Genomic DNA, 14,571 nt, shown 5'->3' on the forward strand with positions numbered 1-14,571 from the left:
CGCCGTTTTGCCAGATTAGGGTTGTATTCTCTCCGCTTTATGGCGATTTGTTAGTGAAGCGCCCACTACGGAACCGTACGGTGGGTGCTGTGAGAGGGGGACGGGGCAACCCAACCCTCTACTCGATCAGCACGGCACGTGATATATCTAGCGGTTGCGATCGACCTGGGAGGCTAAGGCCTAGATTAAGGCAAGCCTGATTGGGCGGCCTGTCGGGTAATGGTGCAGGCGGCAAACTTTTCGACTAACGAACTGAACTCACATACCGGTCTTGCAGGACGATAAGCGTGCGATTTTACGCAAAGTAAATTCGTCTGTCTGTTGGAAGGGGCTTTTTCTACTTAATGTGGGAAGCCAAAACCATGTTCTGTTTTTCAACTCTTATCAATTCTCAAAAAACTCTTAGAAATTTTTTTTCGGTTTCTGAGTAAGAGCAGAGGTGGGCTTACAAAGAAGCGATTTTGAGCCAAATTTTGGTATCGAAACAGATTTAGAACGAGGAAAAATAAATCGAAAGCGTCTTAAAAATAAAGTTCAAAAATAAGTCTATATGCTTGAAAGTAAAGATTTTATATTGCTTTTTAATACAAAATAGACGTTTTTAAACAACCAATCAAATAATACTTTATTGGTGAGTTTAATTAATGTTTTTAATTTTTATCTTGCCAATTCTTATTTAATTTTTAAATATTTAATAATAATAAATTAAATCAAATATAAATTAATAATAAATAATAAGTTAAATATTTTATTTAAAGCTATAAAGCATGTTCATAGGTTCAAATATGTATTTAACATGAACATTCCATTAGAAGGGTAGGCAAGAAAAGTAACTTATTTAATCTTAAAAGTGCATTTATAAAAATAGAAATATATAAATAGTATTATTAATTAATAATAAAAATTATTGAATATTTCAATTTAAAAACAGGTAACTTACCACGAATAAATATAGTTTATTTCTTCATTACGACACAATATTTTATTATTTTTAACGGAACTTTCCTTTATATTTTACTGTCTAAAAAATAAATTCATGATTCAGACAGTCAAATATCTTGTGTATAAAACAGTGTGTTCAAGTTCTATCATAACTATTTGAAAAATAAAGAATAAATTTATCAACACAGAAAGATCAACTTATATATGAAAATTAAATCTTTAATCAATGGATTTATTTTAACTAGCTGAATATACGGGAAATAAATCAGTTATAAATAATCTGTAATTTATGTGTCTATCTGTTCTTTAATTTAAAATAAACTATTAAATCAAATAGATATATAATTTTTGATATTCACAATCGGATGTGGATATTTTTTTGATGATTCATATAATGAATGTATTCGCCAATTACCTTATTTTTCTTTTTACTGTCCGAATAGTGATGAATAGTAATTTAGTAAGCTAAGCAACTATAATATTTATTTATTGTTTATTTAAAAAAGGTGAAAATTAAATTTAAAATATATTTCTATAATTTTAATTTAAATTAAACAGTTAGAAAGTAAAATTCTAAACACAAAATAATAATTAATATTAATCTATTAAAAGATGCCCCATATTTTAAAGCGTTATATAGACGTATTATATTTATTAAATTGAATAAAATTAATATTAATAAAAATACAACTGATTAATCTCAAGCAAACATGAAAAAATAAAAATAATTTATTACTTAAATAAATAAGTTAACAATACAGAATTAAACCATGCGTTAATTTATTTGATGAAAAAAGTGCCAGTTTAAAAAACATTAAATTTTCCAAAAAGAAACTTCTGGAAATTACTTTGTTTTGTAGGATGAAATTGTCGGTGAGATCCTGCTTTTACTTTTGTAAGAAAATAAAAATGAAAATTTTCTAAGCAGGTTTTGAAAATATCTTTAGATTGGGCAAGACGGTAAAAAAATAGGGTCTTATTAGCTCTCTCTTTCTAACAAGACCCTTTTAAGAATTAGTATCCTTTGTCCAGATACTTTTACAACCAATCAGGAGAATTGAAAGGATAAATATCCTTTCAAACGTTATTTTTGCCGTTTCCTCTTTTTCTATCAAGAACAACTTAAGCCTATAATAGTTAACAAAATTGTTAATTATGAGATTTTTGTTGATAGATGTTCAGAGTACTTTTATTAAAAAATAAAGAGTTAAGTTTATTCAGACGACTATCATCCGTTTCATATTGTTTTTCTTTTTGAATATTTTTTTACACTTAAGGCGTATTTTATGAATAGCGCTCATGACTTAGACACTTGGCGTTTATTTTTTCAGGTGGTCAACTTAGGCTCTGTTTCTAAGGCTGCTCAATCTCTTCATCAAGAAACCTCAGCTATCTCAAGAAAATTAAACAAATTAGAGAAAGATTTAGGTACAGAATTGTTCACAAAGGACGGCCGCAAACTTAAACTCACTTCTGCAGGCTTTGTCGCTTTTTCCAGAATGCGAAGAATTGTCCTGGATGCAGGCTGTCTAATCAACGATCTCTCCCAAGGCCAGGAGAACCTTGAACAACTGATCACTATTGCTGCACCAATAGGGATCAGTGAAAAGCTTCTGCCCATCTGTTTACTGGAGTACATGAAGATCGAGCCTTCTACAAGATTTTCCTGCCGCTCAATGAGTTATGTGGAACTTTTCAGTACTGAAACTTTCCAAGGCTATGACATCATTCTAAGTACGAGCCCTATTACGACAGCCACTAATACAACCATGCTGCTTGGCGGCATTAAGCATATTATGACTGCTTCCACAGAATTTCTTCGTGGAGAAAATGTCTCAATTAAAAGACCGGAGGATTTGAACAACTATCCCCTATTCTCCTTTTACTCTAGAAACAGAGAAAGAAATACTCATCTAAAAAAAGGCTCTGAAACTTATCACCTTAATCTGGATGCTTGCTGCCGCTTCAACCATCCGGGTGCCATTAAAACGGCAGTATTAGATAATTATGGCGTCGGTGTTTATTGCCCTTATTACTTCTATGCGTCAGAGATAAAGAACGGCCAAGTCCAACAGGTTTTGCCCGATTGGACCATGCCGCTTCAACAAGTATATTTAAATAAAAAACATACTCAAAGGGCTTATGTAAATGACTTTATTAACTGGTTCTTTCAAAGATTTATAAACTTTGAGGGAATTATTTCTCCGATGTCCAACGGCTTTTGGATGTCTGATTTTTCTGCTAATTTGGTGCATTTGTGAAAGAAATAGACAGTCTTGTTCTCCTCTCAGAAAAAACAAGCTTTCAGTCTTATCTAGAGGCAGAACTCAGTAAGAAATTTAAAGTCCATCACTTTGGAAAATCAGACATTTCTGTGGTTGGATTCAGTAATTTCATTAGCGTTTTGGCTTTGCTTCACCCTTGCTGCATCATCAATCTCCTTTCATCTTATGAAGGACTGAATGACAACAATTTTGGACCATACGTTCAAAGAGCTTTAATTGGAACGGAAGCTCTCTATTTGGAAGTTAGACCTTTAAATTACGAGTGTTTAACCGCCAAATTTCCTCAGAAGCCTTATTCCACCTTAGTTCGAACGCTTTTTATTGAGTTGGGATTAGTACATTCATTTAGAACAAAGAACTTAATCACGGATTTTTTAGAAAAAGTTAAAGACAGAAGAAAAATCACTCTTAAAGAAGAGTCTAACTTACCTCTAATTTCTGAAAGAATGGCTGCTAAATATTTAAGTCTTTTTCTCAATAAAGCTTTTCTAAAACAAGATTTAAACGGAACCTACCAGTTATGTGAGAATGGTTTTCCGCACTTATCGGAAGTAGTCGAAGAAGCCTTGAAAACAGCTTCGGTCATTGCTCCGGATAACTACAAGGCTAAGTTAGTTTTTAGTCCGGAAGAACTTTCTAAGGCGCCCTATTCGTTTGATAATACGCAATTTCAAATGGATTCCGAATTGATTCTCGGCGATTGGAGAGATGGTGTAATTGAGACCGCATCCGGATGGGTTTCAGAACATGTTAATTAGAAGTTAGTATTTTTTTAACTATTGAAAAAGGCGGAGAATTCTTCACTCTCCGCCTCTTCCTATTCACTCACTCAGGAATTAAGCTTTTTTGCCCATTACGTTTCGGCCTGCAACGTAGCCGGAAGTATGTGCGAAACCGCAAGCATTACCGCCGCAGTAGAAGGCTCCATGGACACCGGCAACTGTTTCACCGGCTGCATAGAAGTGGTTAACCGGCTTCAGATCCCAACCGAGAACCTGGAGATCTTCGTTAACTCGAACACCACCGCAAGAGAGGTTGTTCCAAGGTTCCATCTTGATCATGTACCAAGGACCTTGGCTCAGTTTCCACTGCTGATCTGTGCGTCCGAACTGTGTATCATTCTTGGTTTCAACAGCCTTATTCCATTGGTCAAGCTGTTTCTTCAAGCCTTCAAGATTGACGCCGGATTTCTTGCTGAGTTCTTCCAAAGTATCGCACTTCCAAAGGTTTTCGCCCTTAGCAAATTCGGAGTTGACTCTTTCAGCAGGCCAGCTTGGAAGACCGATAAGAGCACCGAGTTTAATCTTGCTTAATGTGCGATCCCATCCAGCCTGGTCTGTCAAGACATAGTGGCATCCTTCAGGTTGGAAAGCCAAATGCGGTGTAACGTGGCAGATACCTTCTTTTTCTGTAATGAAGCGCTGTCCGTTCTTGTTAACCAAGAGTCCGCCGTTGTTGGTGATAAACCACCAGCGGCAGTATGGGCCGTTACGTCCGTTGATGACGATACCGCATGGGTAGGAAGCGATGTATTGCATATGAGAAAGAGGTACGCCAACGTCACGGACGGCGATTCTCATTGCTGTACCATCGTTCTTCGGACCGCCGATAGCTACACCCTTACCTGCTACGCTCGGGACCCAGGAGTCTAAGGATTCAGGAGTACCGGTAATACCGCCTGTTGCCATAATGACGCCCTTGTTTGCCTTAACGTTCTTAGCCTTGTCTCCTTCTCCAACCTGTACGCCGAGAACTGTATTAGTTTCCGGATCAAAGTAGAAGCGTGTGACTCCCATTCCGTGATTAATCTTGATACCGCGTTGGTCTAAAAGCTTAACCAAAACTTCGATGTAGTCACGGCCTTTGAAAGAGTCCTGTCTGTGGGCTCTCAGACGAGAATGACCTGCATACGGTTCCAGATGGTGTTTTGCCAGACCGTTGTCAGCCAAGAAGTCAAACGCTTTGCCGGAATTCTTTGCGAAGCAGTAAACCGGTTCTTTTAAGCTCATGTAGTTGCCATAAGCCATAATGTCTTCGGCAAATTGCTGCCAAGAGTCTTTTTTGCCTTCCGGGTCAGCATTCTGGAGCTTGGAACCCCAAGCTGTGAACAAGCCGCCGCAAAGATTTGTAGCTGTATGGAATGGAGACTTACCTGCATCATATACGGCGACTTTACCGCCGGCGTCATGAGCCTGGCAGGCTGCCATCATGCCTGCACCGCCGCAGCCTAATACGACTACGTCAACTTCGTCATCCCATTTTGCAGGGGCGGAAGAATTTGAAGAAGCGGCAAATGCCGGTGCTGCAACTGCTGAGGCACCTGCTGCTGCAGCGGCGCCTAAGAAAGAACGACGGGAAATATTCTTTGACATGACTTATTCTCCTTTCATCTTGATATCGAAAGTGTGGCAATCATTGCATTCGAGGCGTGGTTTGCCTTTGACGCTGTGGCAGTTAGTGCAGTTTTGTTCGCCACGGTGAGAAGAATGAGGATTAGGATTCAATTTAGCTGTTTTTTGAGCAACTGCATCGTAAGACTGATGGCACATCAAGCAGTCTTTTGTCTGAGCATTTTCAGGAAGATTAGCATGCATCGGGGAGTTTTTCAGCTGAGCCTGTGCTGAAAAACTGATGGTGGCTGCGCAAAGAGTAAGGGCAGCTATTTTAAGTAAGCGGGAAAATTGCATTTATTTTTCTCCTTGGTAGGGATTGAGGATTTAAGTTGTTTTAAATCCGTTAAGTGAAATTTAAGGCAAGTCCGAAGTTCGGCATACCTACCAAAGGACATCAGTAGTTCTACTTATTTTTGCAAATCCCTAAATAATCTAATTCATTCAAGTAGTTATATTAAATAAATCCATTCAATACATATTGAATTTTTGCCTAAGTGAATCTTTGATAAACCTTGAAGAAGAAATCCGAGATTTTCTTTCTCCTGACAAAATGAGAAATTTCGGAATTCAATAGATTTGAGAAGAAGCTTTTTCCATCCAATAAAAAAGCTCGGCGATTAACCGAGCCTTCAAGGATTAATTCTTGCTATTTTCTTAAAGTCAGTTTGACACCGGCAAGAAGCGAGGAAGCCAAAACTGCTTTGATCATGTCCGGTGCGAAGAAAGGAAGCAACCCGACTGCAAAGGCTTTCTCGGAGCCGGTTAAAAGCATGAGCCACAAACCGCCGAAAATAACAATGAAGATGTTAGATAAGAACTGAGCGATTGTACTTTTGACAATATTCTCTCCTGTCCATCCTTTTTTCGCTAAAAGTCCGGTAATTAATGCACCAAAAGGAAATGCGATTAAATAGCCTCCAGTTGGACCTACTAACGCAGCAGGACCGGACAAAGGCGTAGCAAAAATCGGCAAACCGCCTAAACCAGCCAATACAAAAGCCAAAACAGTTAGAAAACCTTTGCGTGCGCCGAGAACCGCGCCGATTAAACCAATCGCGCAAGTTTGCATTGTTAGCGGAACCGGCCCAATCTGAACAGACATTTTGCTTGCAGCTACTAATGCAATAAAGGCTGCGGAACATGTCAAAATGGTTTTTAGTGAAGGGACAGTGACTTCCCATGTTTGAGTGTTAGCCATTCATTTCTCCTTATATAGACGTAGAAAATAATAACGGCTTTTCATGGTCGTTTTTCTTCTTTGAATCCTCTTCTTTTCCTAGATACTTCCTGAACCAGAGGGACTTAAGAACAGATCAAGAAAGATATTTTGAAATGGCCCGAGATAATGAAAGTTAGCTGAGCGGCAAGCTACGTGAGCTTATTAATCAATATGTAACTGGATGTGACTTTGAATAAAACCTATTCCAGACACAGTTTCCTTCTTTGTTACAAAATGACCGTTTTTGAGGTCGTTACTGTGCAAAGAAATAACGATAATAGGACGAAAAAAGAGGAAGAAATAAATGAAAAATTTAACCTATTCAGGATTCCTTCGGTCGGAAGAAAAGTTCTATTCGACAGGCGAAGAATGGGCTAACGCCATTACCCACGCCTTAGCAACTGTGGCAGCTATCGTCGGACTGGTGTTCCTGACGATCTATGCTACTGACTCTCATTCTCCACTAGTCGTTACGACCGTCACTATTTTCGGATCTTCTTTAATACTGCTTTATTTAGCAAGTACTTTGTATCACGCAATACCATTTCCTAGAGCAAAAAGAATATTTCAATTGTTTGACCATTCGGCGATCTTTCTTTTGATTGCCGGAAGCTATACCCCTTTTACCTTAAATGTTCTGAACAATTGGATTGGCTACACCGTTTGCGCGGCTGTTTGGACCATCGCTATTTTCGGCATTGTCTTTCAACCCTGGCTCATAAAGATGAGCGATAAATGGAATACTTGTCTTTATTTGCTCCAAGGCTGGTGCATCCTTTTTGCGGCCAAACCAATGTTTGATGCAATGCCGTTTACCGGCCTAGTATTGCTTGTTGCAGGAGGCCTGCTTTATTCTCTAGGCACAATCTTTTTTAACTGGCAGCGTCTTCCCTATCACCATGCTATTTGGCACATGTTTGTTTTAGGAGGAAGTCTGACTCATTATTTTGCCGTTATGTATACATTCTAGATAAACAGTAGACAGCTTCAAACTATCTCTCAAAGCAAACATATTTCAAAAAGGACCGTTCAATCTCCGGTCCTTTGTCTTAACTTGGGTAACAAGCGAGGCAAAGGACTGCTATAAAAGTCCACAGTTTCTAAACTTACAGTTAGCATAAAAAAATTCTAAAAAGGCTAACTATGCGGAATCCTTTGCTCTCACTTTTATTTTTATCTTGTTTTGTATTTTCAGTTTCGCATGCCTCCACGGGTGATGAAGCTATTGCTAAGCATCGGGAGGGAAAATTTGAAGAGGCAGAACAAATTGCCAAGCAAGCTTGTGAAAATAATGACGCCAAAGGATGCTTTTACCTCGGCTTCAAGCTCCAGCAGGAATCAAAGCCGGAAGAATCTAATAAATATTATGAAAAGGCCTGCGGATTGAATTTTGCCGTAGGCTGTTTGTCTTTAGCCAATAATTACCGTCAAGGTTTAGGCGTTAACCGAGATCCCGAGGTAAGTATCCGGTTTTATCAAAGAGCCTGCGACCTTGGCGAAACATTAGCCTGCAGTCATCTTAGAAAGTAGGAAATAAATATGTTAAAGAAAAAAATCCTCTATACGTCACTTCTTTTATGCGCCTTCTCCCTTACTGCTTCGGCCTCTCAGGTTTATCTTGATGAATTTCAAGCTTTAGGAACCAATATCACTAGTCAAGTTAAAGCAGATACCAAGGAAAAGGCACAATTTTGTCAAAAGGTTATTAAAGACGAAACCCTTCGTCTTGAACAGCTTTTGTCGGCTTATATTCCAACTAGTGACATTTCAAAATTAGGAACTTCAGATGGCAACTGGGTAGAAGTGAGCCCGGATACTGTAGAGATTCTGGATTTGACGAAGGATATCTGTGAAATAACTGACGGTGCTCTGGATCCTACGGTAGGAACCTTGGTTAAATTATGGAGTGTCGACCATCCAAATCACCGCGTTCCTTCTCCTCAAGAAATTGAGGAGGCCCTTAAAAAAGTAGACTATAAGCAAATCCAAACAAAGAAAGAAGGCGATAAATATTATGCCAAAATCGGAAAAGGCCAGGAAATTACTTTAGGGGCTACCGGGAAAGGTTTTATTGCTGACAAGATTGCTCAGAAACTTCGTGCCAATGAATGCAATAATGTTTTGGTAAGTCTTGGCGGCAACATTATCACCCTAGGCACAAACGGCAGAGGCGACCCATGGTTCATCGGAATACAAGAACCGGATCTTAAGAGAGGCAGAAACTTTGCAGCGGTTCCCTCCAAGGATGAATCTGTTGTAACCAGCGGGGATTATGAAAAGTTCTTTATTAAAGATGGAAAAAAATATCACCATATTTTGAACCCGAAAACAGGTGAACCGGTTCCGGCTACCCTTTCCTCCGTTACTATCATTAATAGAAATTCCGGCTATGCAGACGGACTTTGCACTGCGTTATTTGTGATGGGCTGGGACGGTGCATTGAAATTTCTAGTCGAACATCCCGAATTAAAGGCAGTCCTTATCGATGAGAAACTTGAACATGCTGCAGCAACAGATAACCTCAAAGGAGATTTGTATGTGATTGAGCCCTTGTATCAAGTTGGTTTTATACGTAAAGAATAATCTGCCGGATTCTAAAAAGCTTTTTATATTTCAGGAACACTATTAATCGGTGTTCCTTTTGTTTTACAAAAAGAGCTAATCACGGATTGTTGACCTCCTTCCTTCAGAGCCAAAGAAAACCTCCTGAGAGGAAAACATCAGGAGGTATTTAGTTGCTGTAATTGATTTAACTACTTTTTAGCTGTGGGCTGCTGACTTGCCGCAGATGTTGCAGCCGGAGCCGGTTTAGAAGCAGGAACCGGAGCTGCTGACGGTTTAGAGGCTGGAGCCGGAGCCGGAGCAGCTGTTTGTGTCTTAGGTGCCGTAGATGCCGAGCTGGTTGCTGCCGGTACAGGAGCCGGTGCTTGAGGCTGTTTTGCGTTAAAGCCTTCTTTAGTCTTTTCGTAAAGTTCCTTAGCAATCTTCTGAACGTCTTGAGACTGATTTACATTCGGCTGCTGATTGCTGCTGGCAGCACTTGTACTGTTAGGAGTCCAAGGCTGGGCGTCTTTTTTGAGCTGTTCAGGAGTTAAATTCTGCGGAGGCATCGGACTTGCGCTTGTGGAAGCAGAAACCGGGAATACCCAAGCTTCGTCAAGCGGAGGATATGCATTATTTGTCTTTATGTATTCATCAACCTGCTTGTAATCGTGGCCGACGTCTTTATGGCAAGACAGACAATCTAATGTCTGATCTTTATAAAGAGCATGCCATGCCCCGATAGACGGATTCGTCTTGTCATACATCAAAGATAAATCATGACAACCGCGGCAAGTATGGAAATTGTTGCCTTTAAACCAGCCGATTTCTTGTTGTTCAACTTCCGGACGCTGTTGAAGCCATGTCATCGGAGTGTCGAAACGGCCAATAACTTGACCGAATCCGCTGTGAGAAGCTGCAACCACCTTATGGCCTAAAAGACTTATATAGCCTAATGGACCAAGAACCGGTTCTGAGGCATTGTACAAGTGACAATCGGAACACCCGGCAGTAACACCGGAGGGATTTCGGCCGTGTGCGCCCTGTTTCCATGCATACGCCACGCCATTCATAGTGTGGCAGAATGTTCCACAGAATTTGTCAGAGCCGGCCCAATTAACACCGCTTACCAGGCCACAAACGGCAAGAATACCTGCTAGGAAGCTGCCGCAAACTACCCAGAACATAAACCATTTTGATCTTTCTGCCATTTTATTCCTCCTCTAGAGGCCCACTGGCTGGAGCCTCTTAGAAGATTATTAATAGAGCTTAAATTAAATCAGGCAAGAGACTTAGAATGTTGTTGCCATTCCAAACACTGTTGTAAAGCCGTCCAAGTTGCTATGCTTGAGAGCTTTACCGCCTTGACCGTAGTTAACACTACCGTAGAGAAGAGTTCTCTTGGAGAGCGGATAGGTGTAACCGGAACCAATGGACCATGCTTGGTATTTATCGCTGTCGTTAAGAATCTTACCTTTCACTCCATTAAGCTGAAGCATTAAAGTACCGCCTGCAACCGGAGTTGCGACAGAAACAGAAGCTGCGTTTTGACGAACACCTTTTGTCGGAATTTCTGCTGCTGGCTTTGTTGCAGTGCTGGATGCATCAACGAGGTGAATCATGTTGTAGTTAGGCATTCTTGTACCATGATTTACAAACTGATAGGCACCGTACAGAGTAAATGCTCCGAAGTCATAAGAAGCACCGGCGGTGTAATACTGAGTTTTGTCCAGCTTAGCCGGAGAGCCGTCTGCCAATTTGGTTCCCTTATGGTCTTCTAATTCAAACATGAAGTTGGAATTGAATGCGCCGACGTCATAGGTCAATCCTAAGCCATAGTAGTGGCTGTTCTTAGACCATTCTTTATCGTCACCGTCTATACCATTGGAGTACATGGCTGTGAATTGCAACCCATTGTATTTTTGTGTACGGTAGGCGATGGAATTGTCTAACCACCCGGTTGTCAGGAACACGCCGGCTAAGTTACCGATGGCGGTGAAACCTGTACCAATGGCACTGCCTCCGAGCATACTGTAATCACCGTCGCCGGAAGACAAGCCGGCTTGGTGACCGAATGTCAATCTACCCCAGCCGCCTTGCAAACCTAAGAATGCTTGGTTATTGAAGGCACCTCCTCCGACTCCTTCACCATTGTCAAGCTTAAAGGCTTGCTGCAATGTGAAGATAGCCGCATTGCCGCCGCCTAGATCTTCAACACCTTTAATACCCCAGCTTGTCCAGTACCAGTTGCCGCTGGACATCTTAACTGTTGTGTCTTTGCCTCTTAATTTTTCGATTGTGACGCCGCCGTCTAATTCACCGAACAAGGTGATAGAGCTGCTTGTAGCGTCCATAGGAATCTGTGCGATAGCGGAACTAGCGTGGCTGGTATTGCTTGTTTCAGTAGAACTTGTTGAAGCAAATGCAACGCCGCGGCCTCTCTTTGTCGGACCAGAACGATACTGTACGCTTGGTGTGGCAGAAGCAGAGGATGCAGAAGCGGAAGGTTGCGAAGCACTGCTGGTGCTGTCGGCACTATTGGCTGCGAATGCCGGAGTTAATGAAAGTGCGATCGCAGTCACCAAAAGTTTATATCCCGTCATGATCTCTCTCCAATGGAAATTAGATTTAACTAAACGTTCGAAATATTTAGAAATATCTCTAAACAACTGAGGTCAGTTTATATTCGGGAAAACCTTTACCTATAAAGTAGAACCCAAACAGAGACAAGTCTTAACTAGATTAATTAAGGGTTTTTACCTGAATTTTGAATAAATTGTTTAAAATAAATAGCTTTTTTAGGGGAGAGAAAATCTTTAAGATTTCTATATAACTATTTAATTTTAAATAATATTTTAAAAATATAAAGTATTGTTATATACAACGGTTATAAAAGAATAACTTAAAATTAAATAACCCTACAAAACCCAAGATGGGTTATTGGAAAGAGAGAAGAATATGTCTTATTTGCGGAAAAGCAACAAGTTTTAAAAAAATGTGATTCAAAAAAACTACATATTCATGAAAAAAACAACATTTTTTGTTGTTTTTGATACTCAAAAGAAAATTACACCATGAGAAAAAAGGCGAAAGACGGATTTTGTTTTCCGTTCTTTCGCCAGCTGAGGTAGAAACGGTCTCTCTGATTGGTATGTAAAAAGTTTTGTTATTCGTTAACCTGGAAATGAGTCATATTTGTAGTCGTTCCATACTTCCTCGGCAGTTGGAAGTATCCATTTTCCATCCTCCCCTTTTTTAGTAGTCTCTTTGAGTTTTGAGACCGTTGTGCCGCAGGTCCAAACTTTATAATTTCTCATCTGGGTGCAGAGACAACATTTAGTTTGGAGAGCATCCGTGGATTCACCATGTCTTTCCTGCCATTCTTTTAAATAAGAACAGGTTCCGTGATTGAGCAGATACCCGTAGGATTCACAATTAGGACGAATGTCACTCGAAAGAGCCGGTGAAGACTTCAGCATTCTCATAGGGTATCCCGTAGGTGAAAAATGATTGACTTCAACGTCTTTATCTTCGGCATTGATATAGACCTGTTTGACTTCATCAGGCAGACCGGACTCTTTAACGATAGTAAACCGGGTAGCGGCCTGAATACCGTCAGCGCCGACTTCCTTAACGAACCTAGTTGCTTCTTTTCCGGAGTAGATACCACCGGCGGCGATAACAGGAATCTGCAGTCCGGCCTTGGAAACAAACTCTTTTACTTCCCCAACAATCTTTTCTAAGCTGAAGTTTTTCCAATCATCGCCAAAACCTAAATGACCTCCGGCCAATGGTCCTTCCACGATGACGTAGTCGGGAAGTCTTCCCAGTGACGCTGTCTTCTTAAGGAATAAATTTAGGGCGCGGGTGGAAGAAACAACGATTCCTAACAAGGCATCATTGAATCTTTTATTTTCCTGCATCAATTTAAAACTGGACAAATGCAAACCGGCTGAAAGAGTAATGCCATCAATTCCGGCATCTAAGGCGGAATTTAAACGAACTTTTAAAGTTGAAAGGCTGTCGTTCATCGTCAGCTTTTCCATGCAATTGACCAGAACAAGGCCCTTACCTTTTGCCCTGCTCATTACATCTGAGATATAAGACTTGGTCGCGTCGGCAAGTCTCTCCAAGTCAAAATGATTATTAGATTTATCCCATTGAGGAATGAAGGATTTCAGCCTTTCGGTTCTTTCCTTTGTAAAGTGTGTTCCCAAAGCTTTGTCGGCAACATCGGGCAGCATGGCATCTGAAAGATGTGCAATTCCTCCCAACTTTTCAATAGCAAGAACAAGTTCAGCCGTTGAAATATTCGTTCCCATTCCGCCAACCATCAGCGGAAGAAAGTCTCTGCCTTTAAAAGATAAGGAGAAGTCATTTAAGCAAGTCATTGTTATTACCTTTAGTTAACACACTTGCTATTTTGAAAGGTTGCAGGCAAAGAAAAACGAGCAAAATATCAGGAGATCTCCCGGAAATTTTGCTCGTTTTTCTGTAGATTTTTGTGGTAGGGACAAACCCTTTACTTATTTTTATTGTCTCACTGGTAATCTATCGTTTTCCTGTTAAGGCACCGTGTCCGGTTCTAATTAAAACAAACCAACCAGACAACATAACAATTAAACCTAACCACATAACAGGATCATAATGAATGCCGCATACAGCGGTGATGTAGCCAAGTGCGATAAGTCCGATGGAAAACATCATGTGCTTGATCGTCTTTTTCTGCAATTTTGAAAACACTTTTAATCTCGGTAGTTTCGACCCGAAGATTATACCTTTAAAAAGATTTATTAGCTAATTAAAAAAGATATAACTACCTGAATTTTTTATGTTTTTTTTTGAATTAACTCTAATAGAAGCCTTAAGCCTCAAAGGGTATAAAAGAATAGTAGTGTTTGTACCTATTTCGGCATATTTTGTATATAAAAATTAATTTTTTGTCAGAAGCAGGCATATTTAGGGGATAGCGAGCTTAGCTGCCTTGTGAAATTCGGAGGCAATTATCGAATAAATTATCTTCAGAAACACAAAACCCTCGGAGCCGCAATGACTTCGAGGGCCTGTTTTAAATAATTGAGCCCGGAGGCTACCTACTTTCGCAAGAAATACAACTCACTATCATCGGCGTGGAGGCGTTTCACTGTCCTGTTCGGGATGGGAAGGAGTGGTTCCACCCTGCTATGTTCGG

The 14,571-nt window shown here is 40.2% G+C and carries 12 protein-coding genes and 1 rRNA gene; 5 read left to right on the forward strand and 8 right to left on the reverse strand.

All coding sequences use genetic code 11. The features are described 5' to 3' along the window. The first annotated feature begins 2,228 nt into the window (after positions 1–2,228). The gene (locus tag ACYQ4O_RS12220; RefSeq protein ID WP_308515055.1) at positions 2,229–3,203 is read left to right on the forward strand and encodes a LysR family transcriptional regulator; all 975 of its coding nucleotides are present in this window, start codon (positions 2,229–2,231) and stop codon (positions 3,201–3,203) included. Further along, positions 3,200–3,985, forward strand: coding sequence for a hypothetical protein (locus tag ACYQ4O_RS12225; protein ID WP_460175795.1), 786 nt, complete (start codon positions 3,200–3,202; stop codon positions 3,983–3,985). The genes ACYQ4O_RS12220 and ACYQ4O_RS12225 overlap by 4 nt, the downstream gene beginning before the upstream one ends. A gap of 78 nt (positions 3,986–4,063) precedes the next feature. On the opposite strand, the gene ACYQ4O_RS12230 is transcribed toward ACYQ4O_RS12225, so the two are convergent. The 3 genes from ACYQ4O_RS12230 to ACYQ4O_RS12240 all read right to left on the reverse strand — a co-directional run bounded on the left by ACYQ4O_RS12230 (position 4,064) and on the right by ACYQ4O_RS12240 (position 6,818). Continuing rightward, a complete protein-coding gene (locus ACYQ4O_RS12230; RefSeq protein ID WP_460175796.1) occupies positions 4,064–5,599 on the reverse strand; it encodes an FAD-dependent oxidoreductase in 1,536 nt (511 codons plus the stop codon). Positions 5,600–5,602: 3 nt separating this feature from the next. Further along, entirely contained in the window at positions 5,603–5,914 is a 312-nt protein-coding gene (locus ACYQ4O_RS12235; RefSeq protein WP_066592226.1) for a cytochrome c3 family protein, read from the reverse strand. A 352-nt stretch (positions 5,915–6,266) separates the two neighbouring features. Next, the gene (locus tag ACYQ4O_RS12240; RefSeq protein ID WP_460175797.1) at positions 6,267–6,818 is read right to left on the reverse strand and encodes a biotin transporter BioY; all 552 of its coding nucleotides are present in this window, start codon (positions 6,816–6,818) and stop codon (positions 6,267–6,269) included. 325 nt (positions 6,819–7,143) lie between these two features. Between ACYQ4O_RS12240 and trhA the strand changes: the two genes are divergently transcribed. The 3 genes from trhA to ACYQ4O_RS12255 all read left to right on the forward strand — a co-directional run bounded on the left by trhA (position 7,144) and on the right by ACYQ4O_RS12255 (position 9,422). Further along, positions 7,144–7,809 (forward strand): PAQR family membrane homeostasis protein TrhA, encoded by a 666-nt coding sequence (gene trhA / locus ACYQ4O_RS12245; protein ID WP_308515064.1) that lies wholly within the window; start codon positions 7,144–7,146, stop codon positions 7,807–7,809. A 173-nt stretch (positions 7,810–7,982) separates the two neighbouring features. After that, on the forward strand, positions 7,983–8,369 hold the full coding sequence (locus ACYQ4O_RS12250; protein ID WP_460175798.1) for a tetratricopeptide repeat protein: 387 nt from the start codon (positions 7,983–7,985) through the stop codon (positions 8,367–8,369). Between the two features lie 9 nt (positions 8,370–8,378). Then, positions 8,379–9,422 carry an FAD:protein FMN transferase gene (locus ACYQ4O_RS12255; protein WP_460175799.1) on the forward strand — a complete coding sequence of 348 codons (1,044 nt, stop codon included), beginning with the start codon at positions 8,379–8,381 and terminating at the stop codon, positions 9,420–9,422. A 170-nt stretch (positions 9,423–9,592) separates the two neighbouring features. Here ACYQ4O_RS12255 and ACYQ4O_RS12260 read toward each other — a convergent pair whose 3' ends face one another. The 5 genes from ACYQ4O_RS12260 to rrf all read right to left on the reverse strand — a co-directional run bounded on the left by ACYQ4O_RS12260 (position 9,593) and on the right by rrf (position 14,571). Then, on the reverse strand, positions 9,593–10,591 hold the full coding sequence (locus ACYQ4O_RS12260) for a cytochrome c3 family protein (protein WP_460175800.1): 999 nt from the start codon (positions 10,589–10,591) through the stop codon (positions 9,593–9,595). 81 nt (positions 10,592–10,672) lie between these two features. Continuing rightward, positions 10,673–11,983: a porin gene (locus ACYQ4O_RS12265; RefSeq protein ID WP_308515072.1), complete on the reverse strand. Its 1,311-nt coding sequence runs from the start codon at positions 11,981–11,983 to the stop codon at positions 10,673–10,675. A gap of 570 nt (positions 11,984–12,553) precedes the next feature. Then, positions 12,554–13,771, reverse strand: coding sequence for a nitronate monooxygenase (locus ACYQ4O_RS12270; RefSeq protein WP_460175801.1), 1,218 nt, complete (start codon positions 13,769–13,771; stop codon positions 12,554–12,556). Positions 13,772–13,931: 160 nt separating this feature from the next. Continuing rightward, positions 13,932–14,111: a hypothetical protein gene (locus ACYQ4O_RS12275; protein WP_143597745.1), complete on the reverse strand. Its 180-nt coding sequence runs from the start codon at positions 14,109–14,111 to the stop codon at positions 13,932–13,934. Between the two features lie 350 nt (positions 14,112–14,461). After that, positions 14,462–14,571, reverse strand: a 5S ribosomal RNA gene (gene rrf / locus ACYQ4O_RS12280).

This window comes from Turicimonas sp. TL08, from assembly GCF_054660695.1.

Excerpts from the sequence above, each read along its gene's own strand:
- ACYQ4O_RS12220 (WP_308515055.1), top strand. The coding sequence starts at position 2,229 with ATGAATAGCGCTCATGACTTAGACACTTGGCGTTTATTTTTTCAGGTG.
- ACYQ4O_RS12230 (WP_460175796.1), bottom strand. The coding sequence starts at position 5,599 with ATGTCAAAGAATATTTCCCGTCGTTCTTTCTTAGGCGCCGCTGCAGCA.
- ACYQ4O_RS12235 (WP_066592226.1), bottom strand. The coding sequence starts at position 5,914 with ATGCAATTTTCCCGCTTACTTAAAATAGCTGCCCTTACTCTTTGCGCA.
- ACYQ4O_RS12240 (WP_460175797.1), bottom strand. The coding sequence starts at position 6,818 with ATGGCTAACACTCAAACATGGGAAGTCACTGTCCCTTCACTAAAAACC.
- trhA (WP_308515064.1), top strand. The coding sequence starts at position 7,144 with ATGAAAAATTTAACCTATTCAGGATTCCTTCGGTCGGAAGAAAAGTTC.
- ACYQ4O_RS12250 (WP_460175798.1), top strand. The coding sequence starts at position 7,983 with ATGCGGAATCCTTTGCTCTCACTTTTATTTTTATCTTGTTTTGTATTT.
- ACYQ4O_RS12255 (WP_460175799.1), top strand. The coding sequence starts at position 8,379 with ATGTTAAAGAAAAAAATCCTCTATACGTCACTTCTTTTATGCGCCTTC.
- ACYQ4O_RS12260 (WP_460175800.1), bottom strand. The coding sequence starts at position 10,591 with ATGGCAGAAAGATCAAAATGGTTTATGTTCTGGGTAGTTTGCGGCAGC.
- ACYQ4O_RS12265 (WP_308515072.1), bottom strand. The coding sequence starts at position 11,983 with ATGACGGGATATAAACTTTTGGTGACTGCGATCGCACTTTCATTAACT.
- ACYQ4O_RS12270 (WP_460175801.1), bottom strand. The coding sequence starts at position 13,771 with ATGACTTGCTTAAATGACTTCTCCTTATCTTTTAAAGGCAGAGACTTT.